The organism is Bartonella taylorii, from assembly GCF_023920105.1.
Lineage (GTDB): Bacteria > Pseudomonadota > Alphaproteobacteria > Rhizobiales > Rhizobiaceae > Bartonella > Bartonella taylorii.
Genome location: NZ_CP083693.1, coordinates 422,657 through 441,935, shown reverse-complemented (window position 1 = coordinate 441,935; position 19,279 = coordinate 422,657). Strand labels below are relative to the sequence as shown.

General features: G+C 41.4%; 15 protein-coding genes. All 15 read right to left on the bottom strand.

Features of this window, described 5'->3' with window-relative positions; all coding sequences use genetic code 11:
• Nucleotides 1–109: 109 nt before the first annotated feature.
• A complete protein-coding gene (gene recN / locus LBE40_RS01790; protein ID WP_004859448.1) occupies nt 110–1,771 on the bottom strand; it encodes a DNA repair protein RecN in 1,662 nt (553 codons plus the stop codon).
• Between the two features lie 6 nt (nt 1,772–1,777).
• Complete coding sequence (locus tag LBE40_RS01785; protein ID WP_040296921.1) at nt 1,778–2,671, bottom strand: outer membrane protein assembly factor BamD; 894 nt, start codon at nt 2,669–2,671, stop codon at nt 1,778–1,780.
• 170 nt (nt 2,672–2,841) lie between these two features.
• Complete coding sequence (lpxC, locus tag LBE40_RS01780; protein ID WP_040296923.1) at nt 2,842–3,714, bottom strand: UDP-3-O-acyl-N-acetylglucosamine deacetylase; 873 nt, start codon at nt 3,712–3,714, stop codon at nt 2,842–2,844.
• A 209-nt stretch (nt 3,715–3,923) separates the two neighbouring features.
• Entirely contained in the window at nt 3,924–5,693 is a 1,770-nt protein-coding gene (gene ftsZ / locus LBE40_RS01775) for a cell division protein FtsZ (protein WP_004859459.1), read from the bottom strand.
• Between the two features lie 68 nt (nt 5,694–5,761).
• A complete protein-coding gene (gene ftsA, locus LBE40_RS01770) occupies nt 5,762–7,063 on the bottom strand; it encodes a cell division protein FtsA (RefSeq protein ID WP_004859461.1) in 1,302 nt (433 codons plus the stop codon).
• Nucleotides 7,060–7,968, bottom strand: a complete 909-nt coding sequence (locus LBE40_RS01765; RefSeq protein WP_004859465.1) for a cell division protein FtsQ/DivIB — start codon at nt 7,966–7,968, stop codon at nt 7,060–7,062. The genes ftsA and LBE40_RS01765 overlap by 4 nt, the downstream gene beginning before the upstream one ends.
• A complete protein-coding gene (locus LBE40_RS01760) occupies nt 7,956–8,876 on the bottom strand; it encodes a D-alanine--D-alanine ligase (protein ID WP_004859467.1) in 921 nt (306 codons plus the stop codon). Before LBE40_RS01760 ends, LBE40_RS01765 begins: the two co-directional genes overlap by 13 nt.
• Before the next feature lie 237 nt (nt 8,877–9,113).
• Nucleotides 9,114–10,094 carry a UDP-N-acetylmuramate dehydrogenase gene (gene murB, locus LBE40_RS01755; protein WP_004859471.1) on the bottom strand — a complete coding sequence of 327 codons (981 nt, stop codon included), beginning with the start codon at nt 10,092–10,094 and terminating at the stop codon, nt 9,114–9,116.
• A complete protein-coding gene (gene murC / locus LBE40_RS01750; RefSeq protein WP_004859474.1) occupies nt 10,072–11,499 on the bottom strand; it encodes a UDP-N-acetylmuramate--L-alanine ligase in 1,428 nt (475 codons plus the stop codon). Before murC ends, murB begins: the two co-directional genes overlap by 23 nt.
• The gene (locus LBE40_RS01745) at nt 11,483–12,619 is read right to left on the bottom strand and encodes a UDP-N-acetylglucosamine--N-acetylmuramyl-(pentapeptide) pyrophosphoryl-undecaprenol N-acetylglucosamine transferase (RefSeq protein ID WP_004859476.1); all 1,137 of its coding nucleotides are present in this window, start codon (nt 12,617–12,619) and stop codon (nt 11,483–11,485) included. Before LBE40_RS01745 ends, murC begins: the two co-directional genes overlap by 17 nt.
• Nucleotides 12,609–13,766, bottom strand: coding sequence for an FtsW/RodA/SpoVE family cell cycle protein (locus LBE40_RS01740; protein WP_004859479.1), 1,158 nt, complete (start codon nt 13,764–13,766; stop codon nt 12,609–12,611). Before LBE40_RS01740 ends, LBE40_RS01745 begins: the two co-directional genes overlap by 11 nt.
• Before the next feature lie 130 nt (nt 13,767–13,896).
• The gene (murD, locus tag LBE40_RS01735) at nt 13,897–15,297 is read right to left on the bottom strand and encodes a UDP-N-acetylmuramoyl-L-alanine--D-glutamate ligase (protein WP_004859481.1); all 1,401 of its coding nucleotides are present in this window, start codon (nt 15,295–15,297) and stop codon (nt 13,897–13,899) included.
• Between the two features lie 4 nt (nt 15,298–15,301).
• Nucleotides 15,302–16,372 carry a phospho-N-acetylmuramoyl-pentapeptide-transferase gene (gene mraY, locus LBE40_RS01730; protein WP_004859484.1) on the bottom strand — a complete coding sequence of 357 codons (1,071 nt, stop codon included), beginning with the start codon at nt 16,370–16,372 and terminating at the stop codon, nt 15,302–15,304.
• 12 nt (nt 16,373–16,384) lie between these two features.
• Nucleotides 16,385–17,815: a UDP-N-acetylmuramoylalanyl-D-glutamyl-2,6-diaminopimelate--D-alanyl-D-alanine ligase gene (locus LBE40_RS01725; RefSeq protein ID WP_004859487.1), complete on the bottom strand. Its 1,431-nt coding sequence runs from the start codon at nt 17,813–17,815 to the stop codon at nt 16,385–16,387.
• Entirely contained in the window at nt 17,812–19,263 is a 1,452-nt protein-coding gene (locus LBE40_RS01720) for a UDP-N-acetylmuramoyl-L-alanyl-D-glutamate--2,6-diaminopimelate ligase (protein ID WP_004859488.1), read from the bottom strand. The genes LBE40_RS01725 and LBE40_RS01720 overlap by 4 nt, the downstream gene beginning before the upstream one ends.
• Between the last annotated feature and the right edge of the window lie 16 nt (nt 19,264–19,279).

Genomic DNA, 19,279 nt, shown 5'->3' with positions numbered 1-19,279 from the left:
GCTAAGGTCATAAGAATTTCAGCGCCTTATTACGAATAGAATCCAAACGAACACATGCTCACCAATAATATAATTGATAAGCGATTAAAATATCGCTTATCAATTATATCTATGCAAGAAGCTTTTGAGCCGCTGCACGCGCCTCTTTTGTAATCTGTTCTCCTGCCAACATGCGGGCAATTTCTTCCGCACGCTCATGCTCCTCCATTTTATGAACACCCGTAACAAAGCGACCTTTATCATCACTTTCCATCTTTGAAATAAGAAAATGACTATGTGCTTTAGATGCTACCTGCGGCGCATGCGTAATAGCAAAAACCTGAGTACTTTCTGATAAACGCTGCAGCCGTTGTCCAATAGCAGCAGCAACAGCTCCACCAACCCCCGTATCAATCTCATCAAAAATCAATGTGGGAGCTGAACCACGATCAGACAAAACAACCTTTAATGCCAATAAAAAACGAGACAGTTCACCGCCAGAAGCCACACTGAGCATTGGTCCTGCTCGTGTACCAGGGTTTGTTCGAACCCAATACTCAATACGATCTATCCCCTCTGCGGTACGCTTTTTAGCATCACTTTGCATTTCAACGATAAATTCTGCTTTTTCCAATTTTAATGCTGGCAACTCAGCCATAACGCTTTCAGACAAACGATTTGCTGCTTCTCGACGCTTTATTGACAGCGCTTGCGCCAATGTATCATAATCTTTCTGTGCTTGCCCTGCCTCATCTTCTAAACGCATTAACGTGCTCTGAGCTTCTTCAAAGCCAGCGAGTTCAGCATCCATTTTATCACGCAACTGAACCAATTCATCTGCAGAAACGTGATGTTTACGAGCAAATCCCCGAAGAGCAAAAAGGCGCTCTTCTATCCGTTCCAATTCACCTGTATCGAAATCCAATGCCCTCATTGCCGTTTCAATGCCTTCTTGCGCTGTTGCAAGTGCATGCAATGCCTCATCAATGGATTTTACCACAGGTGCAATCAACGCTTGCGCCTCAGAGATTTTCCGTTCTAAACGCCTCACCAAATTGGAAAGAACTGGAATTGGCGATTTTGGCCCCCCTAAAAGATCATCTGCTTCCTTAATATCCGCCGCTATTTTTTCTAATTTCAGCATATCTGCACGACGCAGAGAAAGGGCTTCCTCTTCACCAACTTGAAAATCAAGCTTTTCAAGCTCTTCCACACACGCACGAAGATAATCAGCCTCACGCACAGCATTCTCTACTTTAATACGCTGTTGTTGCAAACGCTCTTCAAACTCACGCCAAATCCGATAGCAGCGACGCAAATTTTCTACTTCATTTTCAAGCCCACCAAAAGCATCTAATAACTGGCGGTGTGTAGCAACATCAACAAGCGCACGGTCATCATGCTGTCCATGGATTTCAACCAACATACGGCCAACACTACGCATCAACGCAACACTAGCCACCTGATCATTGATAAAAACACGACTACGACCATCACTTGATTGCACACGCCGTAAAATGATATCGCCTTCATCATCAAAACCATTCTCACGGATAAGCTGACGCACAGGATGTGAAACAGGTACATCAAAAACAGCCGTCACCTGCCCTTGGGCAGCACCATGACGCACAAGCAAAGCATCACCTCGCCCCCCGAGAGCTAGTGACAAAGCATCAAGGAGAATAGACTTCCCAGCGCCCGTTTCACCAGTTAAAACCGATAACCCCGCTGTAAAATGAATATCGAGCGTTTCGATCAAAACAATATTATGAATCGAAAGCTGTACCAGCATATAAAATCAACGTGCCTTATTCTTACCACCACTCAAAGCATGTGAGATCCAAGAAGATTTATGCTCCTGTGGCGATATGCTATTTTTTTGCAATAAATTATAAGAAAATTTATACCACTCACTTTTTGGATAATTACGTCCTAAAATAGCTGCTGCTGTTTGCGCTTCCGCAGTTAAACCAAGAGCAAGATTAACTTCCGCCAAACGAAAAAGCGCTTCTTCAATTTGATTTGTATCAGAATACTCTTCAACGACCGTACGAAATCTTCTACTTGCAGCAAGATAGCGGCGACCTTCCTCATAGTAACGGCCAATCTGCATCTCTTTACCAGCCAACTGCTCCCGCCCAAAACGTATTTTAGCTTTAGCATCCTTGACATATTCAGAATTCGGATAACGCTCTATGAGAAGCTGCATGGCAGCAATAGCACGTTTCGTATCACGTTGATCTCGCGTAACATCAGGAATTCGACGGAAAGAAGAAAGACCAATAATATAATAAGCATAAGCGGAGTCATTTGCCTCTGGATAAAGAGTAATATAGCGCTGAGCCATACTGATTGAATCATCATATTTGCCGAGTCGATAGTTTGTAAAAGCTCCCATCACTAAGGATTTACGGCCCCAGTCAGTATAAGCATACTGCTTTTCAATCGTAAGAAACTTTTTTGATGCATCCGCAAGCCGCCCACTATCAAGGCTAGCAAGTGCCTGATTATATAAAACATCTGGTGGATCCATTTTTAAAACATATGCAGATGGACTAAGGGTATTTTTCTCTTTAAATAAACAACCTGCTAACATGCAAGTGCTCCCTAAAAGTATCACCCCCAATACCTTGCATACAATGTTAGATTTCCTATATGCCGTATTTTCAATACATACATGAGATTTTGTCATAGTCTTATCCAACCTCCAGAGAATATCACCTTGTAGCAAAATTATTTATTAAAATTTTCTATACCATATCACTTTAAAATCCACTAACCAATTTAGTAGCTTAGGTCAATCATCCCCTTAAAAATCAAACAAGCAATAAGACAATCTTTTCAATTTTTCTTTCACTCCACCTATAAATAACTTTCTTCGTAATAAGATTCATCTGCCAAAATAGCTTTCACCAACTGCGAATTAATTCTATGCCCACTACAATAGGAACGAAACAATCCAATAAAAGGTGCCCCCAGCAAAGCGGTATCACCAATCGCATCAAGTATTTTATGCCGCACACATTCATTCTTCCAATAAGGACCATCTGAATTCATAATTTCATCATTAAGGCCGATAATAAGAGAATTTTCCAAAGAAGCACCTATCCCCTTTCCAGAAGCCCATAATTTTTCCACGTCTTTAACAAAACCAAAAGTGCGTGCACGTGACAAATTATCTCTAAACCCTTGTGTGGTAAGGTCAAAACTTAAATATTGTTTACCAATAGCAAAAGAAGAAAAAGAAATCGTTACATCAAAACGGCACCCATCAAACGGCAAAAACTCAGCAACTCCACCACCTATTTCAACTCGCAGCGGCTTTTTTATAACGAAATAGGAACGCAATGCATCCTGCTGTACAATGCCAACGTCTTCAAAAGCTTGACAATACTGCCATGCAGACCCATCCAAAATAGGGACTTCATGACTCGACACTTCAATAAAAAGATTATCTAAATTATAAGCAGCGATTGCAGCCATCAAATGTTCAATCGTTTCAATTCTACACTCTCCATGCCCAAGCACCGTTGATAATTCAGTTGCTCCCGTTTGTGATGCATGCGCTTGAAATATTTGCTCTGTCCCATCTAATCCACAGCGCTTAAAAACAATGCCATGCCCAGCGTCAGCTGGACAAACATTCATCACAGACAAACAACCACTGTGAACACCATAGCCCTTAAATGTCACGGCTTTTTTAAGAGTAGACTGATATTTTTGCATCAGCTTCATTCTGTCACTTCATTGTATTGTTTTTACGCCTTTTAAAAATATTTATAAAGCCATAAAAATGATATGCATAGCAAATAATAAACCCGCTTATAATAAGCGGGTTTATAAAAAACAGAGTATTTTTTCCAAAACGCAATATATTTCATTGCACAAAGCTTTTACTCATCATAGAAAAGGTCAATTTTTCCCTTTTCCTCACTTCTTTGCGATTAATTTGCTTGACGACGCAAAAACGCTGGTATTTCCAACTGATCTTCTTCACTCATAAAATTACGCTGATCTTGCGGTACATGGGGGTGTAATTCACCAGAACGGCGTGGAACATAAACAGAAGCATCTTGAGAAAGCGCCTGAGAACTTTTATTATAAACGTGCGCGTCTTGTTGTTGAGAAGATTTCACAGCAGGCTCCAACCTAGCTTCTGGCTCAACTTCCTCACGATGTGTCAAACTCTGTTTCAAACGCTGCCAAAGATTGCGAGGTCCTTGGTTTGCTACAGATGCCCTTTCACGTTGACCATGAGCAACAGGAGGGAAATCCTTTAACTCAGGCATACGCATAGGTGAACGCGCTTGCATTTGTTGTGCTTGTCTTTGTTGCACTTGCTTCTCTTTCTGCTGTACAACTCCTGACATCTCATCAAGAACATGCGCTGTTGCTTCCATGCTCACTGGCGCAACAATAGATGCCTGAGAACCACGGTTAACTTGCATACGTGGTCCATTTAACATCTGCCCATGCACACTACTTGATCCATAAGGAGCAGCATTCGCACTTCGTGTAGCAAGAGCATCTGCAGGCTGTGCAAAAATTTGACTTTTAGGACGGAATTGTTCTCCAGCCGATTTGCCCTTTTCTATTTCAAGCGCTTCTATCACTTCTACCATTGACTCAGAACGCAAAGGAGGCGACTGAACATGAAAAGAACTCTGCGACATTCCAGGATCGTTCTTACGAATTGGAGCTGCTGGTCTCTGAGCTTGAGGATGAGAAGGCTGAATCACATCACTCATCTCGCGATCAATACCCGTTGCAACCACAGATACACGAATAACACCTTCTAGTGACTCATCATCAATGGCACCAAAGATAACATTCGCATCCGCATCCACTTCTTCGCGAATACGATTAGCAGCCTCATCAACTTCAAAGAGAGTCATATCACGACCACCCGTAATGGAAATAAGTAAGCCACGAGCACCACGCATAGAAGTATCATCCAACAGTGGGTTCGCAATAGCAGCTTCAGCAGCATTCAAAGCACGGCCTTCACCAGACGCCTCGCCCGTTCCCATCATTGCTCGACCCATTTCATGCATAACAGAGCGAACATCAGCAAAATCAAGATTAATGAGCCCCTCTTTAATCATGAGGTCCGTAATAGAAGCAACACCAGAATAAAGAACTTGGTCAGCCATAGCAAAAGCATCAGCAAATGTTGTCTTTTCATCCGCAATACGGAAAAGATTCTGATTGGGAATAACAATCAACGTATCAACAGACTTTTGTAATTCTTCAATACCAGCCTCCGCCGTCTTCATACGACGTGCACCTTCAAACTGAAATGGCTTAGTCACAACACCAACGGTCAAAATACCTTTTTCACGAGCTGCGCGAGCCACAACAGGAGCTGCCCCCGTTCCAGTACCTCCCCCCATACCGGCAGTAATGAAAACCATATGGGAATCTGCCAGATGATCGATAATTTCATCAATACATTCATCAGCAGCTGCCTGTCCAACTTCTGGCAAAGCACCAGCACCTAAACCTTCTGTAACTGCTGCACCAAGCTGGATAACACGTTCAGCCTTTGACATAGCCAAAGCCTGTGCATCTGTATTTGCAACAACAAAATCAACTCCCTGAAGACCAGCATTAATCATATTATTCACGGCATTCCCACCACCACCGCCAACACCAAAAACGGTAATACGTGGCTTCAATTCCGCGATATCTGGCCGATGCAGATTAATCGTCATTTCCTTTTCCTTCTCATAAGACACCGCAAGCCAAAGCGATGAAATTTAACTTCCCTTTATAGACTTACTTAAAAACTCTCACGCAACCACTGACCAACACGCTGAAAATACCCACGCGCGCCTGTCGATAAATGATTCACTGCTGTCTGCATTGTTCTTTCTTCAAAACCCACCAATTGCGGATAAATCAACAACCCAACCGCAGATGTAAACGCCGCCCCTTTTGCAAGAGAAGGAAGCCTCGAAATACCCAAAGGCCGCCCTATACGAACATTTCTTCCTAATATAGTACGTGCCATCTCTGGCAATCCTGTTAACTGGCTTGCCCCCCCAGTTAAAATAACACGCTTACCAATAATATGACCAAAACCAGAACGATTTAAACAATCACGTACCATCTCTAAAATTTCTTCAACACGTGCACGAATAATACGACCAAGAACAGCACGAGGATATTGAGTTTCACGATATTCACTTCCAATCTCCGTCACATTAATCATATGCTGCTCATCAGCACTTGTCAGCAGTGCTGAACCATAGATAACCTTTAAACGTTCTGCCTCTGTAAGTGACATAGAGAATCCACGTGCAACATCAAGAGTTACATGATGTCCACCAACAGCAAGTGCATCTGCATGAACAAACTTCCCTTCAAAAAACACCGAAAATGTCGTTGTTCCACCACCAAAATCAATACATGCCGCTCCTAAATGCGCCTCCTCATTCATCAAAACAGCAAGACCACTTGCAAAGGGGGTTGCAACCATTGCCTCAACACTCAAATGCGCACGATTAATACAAGTTTCTAAATTACGCAAAGACGCTGTTTCTGCTGTTACCACATGCACATCAACACCAAACAATTCTCCTGCCATTCCAACAGGATCAGAAATCCCTTTATCTCCATCCAATACATAAGAGACTGGAACAGAGTGCATGACATGACGCTCAGCATCAAAAGCTTTGCGCGAAACATCTGAAAATGCCACACGCACATCACGCTTGGTTACTTCACGACCGTTCAAATGTACCACGCCATTGATAAGAGCACTTTGTAATCGGCTTGAGGAAAAGTTCACAATCACAGAATCCACCACCAAACCAGCCATTTTTTCTGCCGCATCAACAGCCAAGCGTATTGATTGCTCTGCCGCAAACATATCCATCACAACACCAGATTTGATACCGCGTGAGCGCTGCACTCCAAAGCCTAAAATTTCCATAGAATGCGTACGACCATGTAAATAATGCGCATGCTTTAAAGGACGCAAACAAGCAATAAGACAAACAATCTTACTGGAGCCAACATCAAGAACCGTTAAAAAACGTGTTTTACGGCTCCCCACATGATGTGATCTGAGCGACATCATAGGCTTCCTGCCTTTCGCGCTTTTAAAATGCGTTCTTCTTCTGCCACAGCAGCACCACGACGTTCCAAAGCCTCATCAGACAAAGAAACTGTAATGCGATCAACAAGACGTAAATCAACACTTAGAATATCGCGAGTAAAAAGATTCTGCATTGTACCTGTCTTAATAAGAGAAGAAAGTCTTTCAAATGCATCCTTTTCAGGCAACATAACACGCACCCCATTATCCAAGACAAGATCCCAACGCCGATCACCTACACGCACAAAAGCGCGAACACGACTGTACAACTGTGGATATGCCGAAAGCGTTTGAATAAACATTTTAGCAGAGTTCTGCGCACCTTGACCAACTACAAGAGGCAAACCAAGAACGATCTTTCCTTTAAAGGGCACAATGACGCGACCTGTATGATCAATAATATCCATCATGCCATCATGTTGCCAAATTGCGTACGGCTCACGCTCCACAACAGAAATAAGCACTCTGTTGGGATAAATCTTCTGAATATTAACCGATTGAACCCAAGCCTGCTGTTCTAAAAGAGAACGTGCCTTATCAACATCAAAAGTGAATATAGATGGAGCAGTATCCAGTTCTAAAATTTTCAAAACTTCCTGTTTTACTAAGCGCTTATTACCACTTATATCGACATCGGTGACCACAAAACCAACATCCGATACTACGGTCTTTATAATCATTCCCATATGACCACTTGATGAAAGCCCATAAAGCACCGTAACAAAGAAAAATAATAAAACAGCAAAAGAACCTAAATGACGTGGAATATGGATTCTGATAAAAATAAACTCAAACATAAACCGAAGAAAGCGACGATAAAGACGTGGCAAAGCTGACACTAACGGCACCTCCATCATATCTATTTTATTAACATTCAACGCATACACGACGCGTCCTCCACCATCCACTGAACAATATCGCCATAAGTACGACCACTCACTTTCGCAATATCAGGGACAAGAGATGTAGGTGTCATACCGGGCTGAGTATTAATTTCAAGCCAAACCAATTCTCCCGTTTCCTCATCAAAACGAAAATCAGAACGACTAACACCTCGACAACCTATCGCCTGATGTGCTGCTAGAGACATTCTTTGCACATTTTGGTAAATATTTGATGAAAGTTGTGCAGGACAAATATGAAGAGAACCACCAATTTTATATTTCGAGTCATAATTATAGAATTGAAAGTGCTGATCAGGGAGAATTTCACAAACATCCAACACCTCATTTCCCAAAACAGCACAAGTAAGTTCGCGACCAGGAATATATTTTTCAACAATCACTTCATCTGCATAAACCCACTCACCCTCCAAAATATTATGCGGCGGGGCAGATTCATTTCTTTGTACAATCACGACACCAAAACTCGACCCTTCACACACAGGCTTAATCACATAAGGAGGCTCTAGAGGATGTGTTCGCCCCACATCAAAGCGGTTCATCACACGAGAAGGAGCAACAGAAACTCCAACGCTTGCAACAATAATCTTTGCACGCCCTTTATCCATTGCCAGCGCCGAAGCCATCACTCCAGAGTGCGTATAGGGAATTTTCAAATATTCAAGAATACCCTGAATACGACCATCTTCACCAAATGGCCCATGTAACGCATTAAAAGCGATATCAGGCTGCAATTGTTCAAGAATAGAAGCAATATGACCATCAACATCTATGCGGCTCACGCGATATCCCTGCGCTTCAAGAACATCAGCACAAGCAGCACCTGAAGACAAACTTACAGACCGTTCAGAGGAAAATCCTCCCATTAATACAGCTATATGCTCATCTTTCATAACCACTTACCCTCATCTGTGTACTATATATAGATCACATAGAAATCACCAACACCATATACGGGAAATACTAAGATTTATCCTTGCGAATCAATAACCTAGCATTTTGCATAATGAATCAGACTCAAAGGCATGACGCAAGAGTTTCTTTGTTAATTTATTGATTCTTAATAGATTTTTTTCATTATCTCTTTGAAATGACTCAATTTTTTATTACAATTTTTTTGTTATATTGAATCAATGAATTAAATGGTTAAAAGAAGAAACACTACGGCCTTGTTCAAATTGACCGAGACGTTGTATTTCCCACTGTAAGAGATGGGCTGAGTGAGCAAAAACACGAGCACGTACTGTTTCTCCCAACATCTCAAGATCATAGCCTGTTGCTTGCCCTGTATTGATCATAAAATTACAGTGCATTTCACTCATTTGAGCTCCACCAATCCGCAAACCGCGGCATCCTGCTTCATCAATAACACGCCATGCAGATGTATTCTCAGGATTTTTGAAAGTTGATCCACCTGTTTTTTCGCGAATAGGCTGTACCGTTTCCCGATGAAGAGCAACTTCATCCATGGCCGCGCGAATATTGTCTTTATTTCCTAGATGTCCTTCCAATAAAGCAGCAGTAAAAATAAAATCTTCAGGAACATCACAATGACGATAAGAGTAGTGCATATCTTTTAAATTCAAAATATGACGCTGTCCTCTACGATCAAGGGCATAAACCTCAACAACACGAGCAGCTGTCTCAATACCATTAGCCCCCGCATTCATTTTAAGTGCCCCCCCAAGTCCACCAGGAATACCATGATAAAAATGAAAACCTGCAATCTCAGCCTCTAAAGCTGCTGCCGCTAGATGCTTATCCGCCATAGCAGCACCAACCAAAAAACGCTTTGGAGAAACTTGCTGTATTTGCCCAAAGCCTTTAGCCGAAAGACGAATAACTACACCAGGAATCCCGCCATCACGCACCAGAAGATTAGAACCAATCCCCACAATTGTTACAGGAATAGTTTCAGGAATATTTTGAAGAAAAAGAGCTAAGTCTGCTTCATCAGCAGGCTGATAAAAAAGTTCTGCCAGTCCGCCAGTGCGAAACCACGTCACCTTACGCATATTAACATTAGGCGTAAGTTTGCCTTTTATTCCACTTAACGCCGGTTGCAATCGCGCCAACAGCGCCTCACCATCAATGAGTTGAAAATTTATCATTACTATCAAGTACCACTAACTGATGAGGCAATGCACAAGCCCACTGTGTGATATTGCCAGCACCAAGAAAAACAACATAATCACCTGATTTAGCAAAAGTAGAGACAATCGAAACAACATCTTCTAGACAATGAATCAAACGCACATCACGATGACCAGCCATTTGAATGTGTTCTACCAATTCTCTAGCACCAAAACCAGCAACTGGCTCTTCACCAGCCGCATAAACGGGTGCAATCAACACTGTATCGGCATCATTAAAACAAGAAGCGAAATCATCAAACAAATGATACAAACGTGAATAACGATGTGGTTGCGCAATTGCAATAACACGCCCTTTTGCACTCTCACGCGCTGCACATAAAACAGCTTTTATTTCAACAGGATGATGCCCATAATCATCAAATATTTCAACACCACGCCAACTTCCTGTTTGCGTAAAACGCCGTTTTACTCCACCAAATTTTGCTAAACCCTTTTTTATAGATTCATTGGAAATGCCAAGTTCATGAGCAATGGCAATCGCCGCAGTTGCATTAGAAACATTGTGCCGCCCAGACATTGGTAAGATCAAATTTTTCAACTCAGTCTCTCTCCCTGTCTTGCGTGAACGAATAAAAACATCAAAATGCGTTTTTTGACCATCCATCGAAAGATTAAGAAAACGAACATCCGCCTGTGGATTTGCACCATAAGTGATCACCCAACGATCATCAATACGACTAGCCAACGACTGAACCTCTGTATGATCAAGACATAAAACAGCAAAACCATAAAAAGGTACATTCTCTACAAATTGCCGAAAAGCTTGGCGCACAGCACCAAAATCCCCATAATGATCCAAATGCTCAGCATCAATATTGGTAACAACAGCAATATCAGCAGGTAACTTTAAAAATGTACCATCACTTTCATCGGCTTCGACCACCATCCAATCACCTTCGCCCATACGCGCATTCGTTCCATAAGCATTAATAATACCGCCATTAATCACCACCGGATCAAAATGACCAGCGTCTAGAAGTGCTGCTACCATTGATGTAGTCGTTGTTTTACCATGTGTACCACCAACAGCAATTGCACGACGAAACCGCATAAGCTCCGCCAGCATTTCCGCGCGTCTCACAAGAGGCAAATGCTTTTCTTTTGCAGCAATATACTCAGGATTTGTTTTTTTTATAGCAGTAGAAAAAACAACAACCTCCGCATCTCCTAAATTTTCAGAGCGATGACCTATATAAACATTAATTCCTTTTCCTCGTAAACGTTCAACATTTGCACTTTCAACTTGATCTGATCCTTGAACTTTATAGCCAAGATTATGAAAAACCTCGGCAATTCCACTCATTCCAATACCACCTATTCCAACAAAATGGATAACGCCTATATTAAGCGGCATTTTCATCAAAAAACTCCTCTTTTATATCTGACAATGATCGCCCCACAATCAACCCTTCAACCATATCAGCAAGGCGACTAGTTGCATGAGGCTGTCCAACTTTTTTTGCAGCAAGCGCTTGTTTTCTCAATAAGTGCGGCGCACAACAAACTTCTGTTAAGAGAGAAGCGAGTCTTTGTGCGTTCAAATCTTTTTCTAATACAATTTGAGCACCTCCCACATGTGCAAGCAGTGCGGCATTCGCAGACTGATCATGATCGAGAGCATGAGGATATGGAACCAACAAAGCAGGCCGACCAATCACCGCTATTTCACAAACGGATGATGCACCAGCGCGGGATAAAATAAAATGAGATCGCGCCATACGTTCTGCCATATCATCAAAAAAAGAAGCAACTTCTGCTTGCACACCCATCATATGATAGGTTTTTATCAACTCTCCAGCTTCACCCCGAACTTGCTGCACAATCCGCAAGCGTTTACGGTTCTCATTATCCAACAAAGCAATCGCTGCCGGAACAATCTGTGAAAAAGAAGAAGCCCCTTGACTCCCACCAAAAATCAAGAAATGAAATGGCTTTCCACCCTCTGAAGAATGATAAGGGATTTCTGCTGCTTTGAGAACAGCCTCACGCACAGGATTCCCAGTCAAAAGTATTTTATGAGTATAAGTATTATTTTGCGACAACAAGCCACCTGCTATTGCATGCACAAAAGCTGCCAACATCCGATTGGCACGCCCCATAATAGCATTTTGCTCATGAATAAATGTTACACGCCGCGTTAAAGCAGCAACAATAAGAGGAGGAAAGGTAGGATACCCCCCAAAACCACCAACAAGAACAGGACGTAATTTATAAAAAAGCACCAACGATTGCCCCATTCCTTTTAACAAAGCCCAAAATGTTTTTATAAGAGCAAAAGGATGGCGTCCTGTAAATGTTGCCGATGAAAGTATATGTATATGCTCTTCATCAAAGCAGCGTACAAAACGTTGCGCTCTTCCATCCGTTGCCAAATGAACATCATATCCACGCTGCCTTAATTCAACGGCAAGTGCTTCTGCAGGAAAAAGATGCCCACCTGTACCACCAGCCACCAAAACAATAACTTTTTTATGAGTCATGAGTGGTATCCAAAACAGAAAGAGAGGAAAAAGCTGAAAGACGCGCTTCTGGCCAACGGCGTGTTAAACTAAGCAGAATGCCCATTGAAAGTGCAATTGCCACCATAGATGAACCACCATAAGAAATAAACGGTAATGTCATACCTTTCGGGGGTATTAAATGAAGATTAACTGCCATATTAATCGCTGATTGAAAACCTATCATCATTGCTATGCCAGTAATACCAAGACGTATAAATGAATCACGCGTATTCAGCGCTATATACAATGAGCGCATAACAATAAAGCCAAAAAGCATCATAATTAAGAGACAGAGGATAATACCATATTCTTCAGCAGCAACAGAAAACACAAAATCTGTATGGCTATCGGGAATGATACGTTTCACAGTTCCCTCTCCCGGTCCTTGCCCAAACCAACCACCATTCAAAATAGCTTCACGTCCTACATCCACTTGAAAGGTATCACCTTCACCTGTCAAAAAACCATTAATCCGTTCACGAACATGATGAAGAAAAAAATACGCCAAAAAAATTCCTACAATGCCTAAAATGATAAAGAGGAAAATAACAGTAAGGGGCACACCAGCAACAAAAAACAGACCACCCCATGTTGCACTTATTAAAAGTGTTTGACCAATATCAGGCTGTAGAACAAGAAGTATACAACAAAAAGCATAAAGCGCTGTAGCGAGCGTGTAACCAAGAATACCTCTACCTCGTATATGTTCTGAAAAAAACCAAGCAGACATCACAACAAACGCTGGCTTCATAAACTCTGAAGCTTGTATAGAAAAGCCAAACACAGGGATCCACCGTCGTGCTCCCTTTAACTCTGGACCAAAGAACAAGGTTGCAACCATAAGAGCAAGCGTTACAATAAGCAAAAGAGCACATACACGGCGAATATTACGAAGCGAGAAAAAAGAAACGGTAACCATAGTAAAAAACGCTGGAATACTAAAAATAATATGCCACCGAACAAAATAAAAACTATCAGCAATTCCGATTTTTTTCGCAATAGTGGGGCTCGCAGCAAAAGACAGCATAATGCCAATCCCCATTAAAATCAAACAAGCCGCAAAAATAGAGCGATCAATCGTCCACCACCAATTCGCAATTGGGTCTCTATCTGCACGTGTAATCATTATATCCACTTTATCCTTTTCATAATTCTACTCAAAGTGATACAGTTCCCAACTTTTTAGCAAACACTTCAAAAACTGAATTACACAAAAAAAGATTCTGGAGTATTAACGCAAAAATATTTTTTTAGGTTCATGTTTCTTTTAACTGCATAACAAAAGAAATAAATGCTTCTCCACGTATTTCATAATTTTTAAATTGATCATAACTTGCACAAGCAGGTGAAAAAAGGACCACAACCTCTTTCGCCTTGCAACGCATTGCATCAGCAGCAGCTTCATGCACTGCATTTTCCAAAGTTACGCTCATCGAAAAAGGAAAAGCAGATCCAATAACACTGGCAAATTCTTCCGCCGCAGTGCCAATCAAATAAGCTTTGTGAATTTTATGAAAAAAGCTTCTAAGAGAACTAATTCCACCTTCTTTCGCCTGCCCTCCCACAATCCAAAAAATATCATTAAAAGCAGAAAGCGCAGGAGCTGATGCATCTGCATTTGTAGCCTTGCTATCATTAATAAACAAAACCACCCCCATTTTACGCACCTGCTGCATACGATGCGCTAACCCTTTATAACTTGCTAAATGCTTGTTCATATGTGGATCAGTTATTTTTAAAACCTGCAATGTAGCTAACGCCATAAGAGCATTTTGCGCGTTGTGACTACCGCGCAATGCAGGCATATGAGCGAGATCTGCAAGCATCTGACGCTGCCCATAGCGAACAGAAAAGAGTTTAGTCCCATCCGCATAAAAACCATTTTCAACAAAGTTTTCTTTAGAAATTGCTTCAACGGGACGCTCTTCATGAACCAATTGTTGATACAAACCACGACAAGCAGCATCATCAACTGAAACAAAAGCATGAGAAGCCTCAGCAACTAAATGCCTTTTGCTCCGTACATAATGAAAAAAGCTACCATGGCGATCAATATGATCAGGCGCCAAATTCAATAAAATACCAACGGTTGGCTGAAGAGAGGGCGTGAGATCAATCTGAAACGATGAGCATTCAATCACATAAATACGTTTTTTAACAAATGGCTTAAGCGTCAATATTGCAGTACCAATATTTCCCCCCATTTGTACATCATAGCCCATCTGTTCCAAAAGATGAGAAAGCAAAGCTGTTGTTGTCGATTTTCCATTCGTTCCCGTAATAGCGACGAACGGAACATCCTGATCGCAAAAACCATGATGTTGTAAAAAATGATTGCGTGCACGAACAAATAACTCAATATCACCGATAATTTCTATATCTTTTTGACGTGCTTTCTCAACAACCCAATGCGGACAAGGATAAGTTAAAGGAACGCCAGGGGCTAAAATCAATGCAACAAACTCAGACCAATCCTCATGTCGAAGATCTCTTGTTGGAATATTTAGCCGACAAGCTGCTTGTACACCTGAAAAATTATCATCCCATGCAACCACATCTGCACCACCACACATCAATGCTTGCGCAGCAGATAATCCGGATTGCCCTAATCCAAACAGAGCAACTTTTTGACCTTTATAACACGTAACAGAAATCACACTTTCACCGCAATTTAAGTGTTGAAAGACCAATCAAAGCAAGAATGATCGAAATAATCCAAAAACGTATTACCACTTGGCTTTCAGTCCATCCTTTTTTCTCAAAATGATGGTGTATGGGTGCCATAAGAAACACACGCTTTTTTGTTAATTTGAAATAACCAACCTGAATAACAACCGAAAAACCTTCCAAAACAAAAAGCCCACCAATAAGAGCCAAAACAATTTCATGTTTGGTTGCCACAGCAACAATACCTAAGAGCCCTCCAAGAGCTAACGAACCTGTATCCCCCATAAAAATAGCCGCCGGAGGCGCATTAAACCATAAAAAACCAAGACCGGCACCAACAACAGCTCCCAATAAAACAGCCAACTCTCCTGTCCCCGCCACATAATGGATTTGTAGATAATCAGCAAAATTTATATTACCAGAAAGGTAAGCAATCAGAGCAAAAGAAAGGGCTGCAATCATCACAGGAACAATAGCTAGCCCATCAAGACCATCGGTCAAATTAACCGCATTACCAGTTCCTACAATCACAAAAGCAGAAAAAGGAAGAAAAAACCAACCCAAGTTGATAAAATAGTCTTTCACAAAGGGGAAAGCTAATCCTGGCGAACTAACTTGTAAGATCACAAAAGCAGCAATAACTGCAATCAAAAATTCCAAACTTAACCGTGCTTTACCAGAAAAACCTTTCTCGGTCTGTTTTGTTACCTTCAGATAATCATCATAAAAACCAATTGCCCCAAAAGAAAGCATAACAAACAACGATATCCAAAAATAAATATTCGATAAATTACACCACAAAAACGCCGATACCATAGTACCGGTTAAAATCATCAGCCCCCCCATAGTAGGTGTCCCAGCCTTTTTAAAATGTGTTTGAGGTCCATCAGCGCGAATTGGCTGCCCCTTTCCCTGCCGCAATTTTAGAGAAGCAATGATGCTAGGACCAAACAAAAATACAATAAGCCCTGATGTAAGCATCGCTGCTATAGTGCGAAAAGTAATGTAACGAAAAACATTAACGCCTGGAAGCCAGTCACTAAATGAAGAAAAAAACAGCATCATAGTACAAGAAACCTATTTAAATGAAAGAGAAACCGTTTTATAGTGATCAAGGAGTGCAACCACAATATCTGATGAATAAAGACTGCGAGATGATTTTATCATGAGCAGATCCCCACTGGAAATTTCTGCAAAAATGAGCGGTAAGATTTTTTCAATATTTTCAGCATAATGAACCCTAACGTATGCGGACAGATCAGTAGCTAAAGACTTCATTGCCTCGCCAAATAAAAAAACTGTATGAGCACCCGAAAGACAGATTGGCTTTAATAAATCACGATGGAATTTTTCACTATAAGCTCCGAGTTCAAGCATATCACCCAAAATAGCAATTCTCCTACCATTCTCCCCTACAGGCCCTGTAGCAAGTAGATCAAGAGCAGCACGCATAGATGCGGGATTAGCATTATAGCTTTCATCAATTAAACGAAATTCACCCCCTCTTGGTAAAGACAGGCGATAACAAACACCACGTCCCTCTTGAAGAGAAAAATGGTTCAAAGAAAGAAAAACAGGTTCCAAATCTACACCAATGGCATCACAAGCAGCAATAACACCTAAACTATTTTGTACAATATGTCGTCCTGGAGCACCAATTTTAACCCCCTTGTCTTGCCCTAAAATACGTACAATCATAGAGGAATAATCGGTTAGAAGACGTATATCTCTGGCCTGATAATCAGAGTTTTCAGCCTCACCAAAGCTTAAGATTTTTTTCACACCACATTGCTTTGCCTTTTGGACCAAATAAGAGAAAAAATCATTATCAGCATTTAAAAGGGCTACACCTTCATCATCTAATCCTTCAAAAATTTCAGCTTTTGCATCCGCTATTTCTTCAAGATTTTTGAAAAAACCCATATGTCCCGCAGCAATATGCGTAACCAAAGCAATATGCGGACGCACCAACTTCACCAGAGGGCGAATTTCGTCTTTATGATTCATCCCAATTTCAAAGATGCCATAATCACTCTCCACAGGCATTCGTGCCAAAGTGAGCGGTACCCCCCAGCAATTGTTAAAAGAAGCAGGATTTGCATGAACTTTTCCAAAATTTGCAAGTACTTGTTTGAGAGCTTCTTTGGTCGTTGTTTTTCCCACCGAACCTGTTATTGCGATAATCTTAGCTTTTGAACGCTTACGCGCGGCTTGTGCAAGTTTTTCTAAAGCTTGTAAAACATCAGGAACAACAATCAGTGGAGCGGATATTTTTTCCATTTCAGCCAAACGATTTTCTGCAACGATGAGAACACCTGCTCCTCGCGCACAAGCTTGCGCAGCAAAATCGTGACCATCAAGACGATGTCCTTTAATACAGAAAAAAATATCACCTTCTGCAAGAGTACGACTATCAATGGAAATCCCAGAAAAATTTTCTGGCACACACCCCACGAAAAAGCCATTTACTGCGGCAACAAGTGCTTGTTTATCCCATAAAGCTGTCATCTATTACGTTCCTGCAACGCATCAATTACTTTCAAGCGATCTGAAAAAGGATATGTTTTTTCCCCTATAATTTGACCATCCTCATGACCTTTCCCAGCAATAATTAATGTATCCCCTGCTTTTAAAAGCCCCACCGCATGAGAAATAGCTTCACCACGATCTGATATTTCTATTGCTCTTGGTGCTGCTTGTAAAATATCCTTGCGGATTTTTTCTGGCATTTCAGTGCGAGGATTATCATCCGTTACAATAACAATATCAGCCTTATTTTCTGCAATTTTTCCCATCAAAGGCCTTTTTCCTTGATCACGATCACCTCCGCAACCAAAAACAAGGATTAAACGTCCTTGTGTAAAGGGACGAACAGAAAGTAAGACCTGCTCTAAAGCTTCTGGTTTATGCGCATAGTCTATATAAACAGGAGCATTATTTTCTGTCTTTCCAACCAATTCCAACCGCCCAGGTGCTCCCTGCAAAGTTTCAAGCGAATGAAAAACCTTATCAGGAGAGACACCTGTTACAATTGCTAATCCCGCTGCCATAAGCGCATTGGTCACTTGAAAGTCTCCAGCTAGAGGCAAATCAAATGTATAAATATTGTTTTCAAGACGACATTCAACACACTGTTTCGAACGTTGGTGTTCGATACGATTAATGGTGATAAATTGCCCTTTACGCCCAATTGTTAAAACACGACAGCGCGCTTTCGTGACAGTATCAATAACCTTTTGCGAATAAACATCATCTGCAAAAATGAGAGCAGGCGCATCTTGAGGCAAAAGCGTATCAAACAACCTCATTTTAGCACGCAAATAGTCCTCTACGCACGTGTGATAATCCATATGATCACGCCCTAAATTGGTAAAAGCACCAGCAGTTAAACGTACCCCGTCAAGTCGGCTTTGATCAAGTCCATGCGAAGATGCTTCAAGGGCTGCATGTGTAACTCCTTCATGAGCAATTTCAGAAAGTAAACGTTGCAAGACTATCGGATCAGGTGTTGTAAGAGAACCATAATCATTCCGGTTAGGAGAAACAACACCCACCGTCCCTATACTAGCAGCACATAAACCAACATGATTCCAAATTTGCCGGACAAAAGAGACAACGGATGTCTTACCACTTGTCCCTGTCACAGCCACAACCGTTTCAGGTTGAGAACCGTAAAAACGCGCAGCTGCTCTCGCTAAACTATGACGGACATCACAAACACGTAAAACGGGAACAGGTAAATCTTCAAAAACAACATTATGATCTGTAACAATTGCTCGTGCACCACGCTTTAGTGCATCATTTATATAATGTCTACCATCACCTTGATTTCCTTGAACAGCGATAAAAACATAGCCCGGAAAAACTTGCCGAGAATCTGCACTTATTCCTGTTATCTCCATTGCAGAAAGGTTCTCATCTTCAACACATTCTGTAAAAACTTTTCCAAACAACATGATAGCGCACCTTTAT

Coding starts and splice junctions, on each gene's coding strand:
- ftsA (WP_004859461.1), bottom strand. CDS start 7,063: ATGATGTCGCTCAGATCACATCATGTGGGGAGCCGTAAAACACGTTTT.
- lpxC (WP_040296923.1), bottom strand. CDS start 3,714: ATGAAGCTGATGCAAAAATATCAGTCTACTCTTAAAAAAGCCGTGACA.
- LBE40_RS01740 (WP_004859479.1), bottom strand. CDS start 13,766: ATGATTACACGTGCAGATAGAGACCCAATTGCGAATTGGTGGTGGACG.
- mraY (WP_004859484.1), bottom strand. CDS start 16,372: ATGATGCTGTTTTTTTCTTCATTTAGTGACTGGCTTCCAGGCGTTAAT.
- LBE40_RS01760 (WP_004859467.1), bottom strand. CDS start 8,876: ATGAAAGATGAGCATATAGCTGTATTAATGGGAGGATTTTCCTCTGAA.
- recN (WP_004859448.1), bottom strand. CDS start 1,771: ATGCTGGTACAGCTTTCGATTCATAATATTGTTTTGATCGAAACGCTC.
- LBE40_RS01725 (WP_004859487.1), bottom strand. CDS start 17,815: ATGACAGCTTTATGGGATAAACAAGCACTTGTTGCCGCAGTAAATGGC.
- murC (WP_004859474.1), bottom strand. CDS start 11,499: ATGAAAATGCCGCTTAATATAGGCGTTATCCATTTTGTTGGAATAGGT.
- LBE40_RS01785 (WP_040296921.1), bottom strand. CDS start 2,671: ATGACAAAATCTCATGTATGTATTGAAAATACGGCATATAGGAAATCT.
- LBE40_RS01720 (WP_004859488.1), bottom strand. CDS start 19,263: ATGTTGTTTGGAAAAGTTTTTACAGAATGTGTTGAAGATGAGAACCTT.
- murB (WP_004859471.1), bottom strand. CDS start 10,094: ATGATAAATTTTCAACTCATTGATGGTGAGGCGCTGTTGGCGCGATTG.
- ftsZ (WP_004859459.1), bottom strand. CDS start 5,693: ATGACGATTAATCTGCATCGGCCAGATATCGCGGAATTGAAGCCACGT.
- LBE40_RS01745 (WP_004859476.1), bottom strand. CDS start 12,619: ATGACTCATAAAAAAGTTATTGTTTTGGTGGCTGGTGGTACAGGTGGG.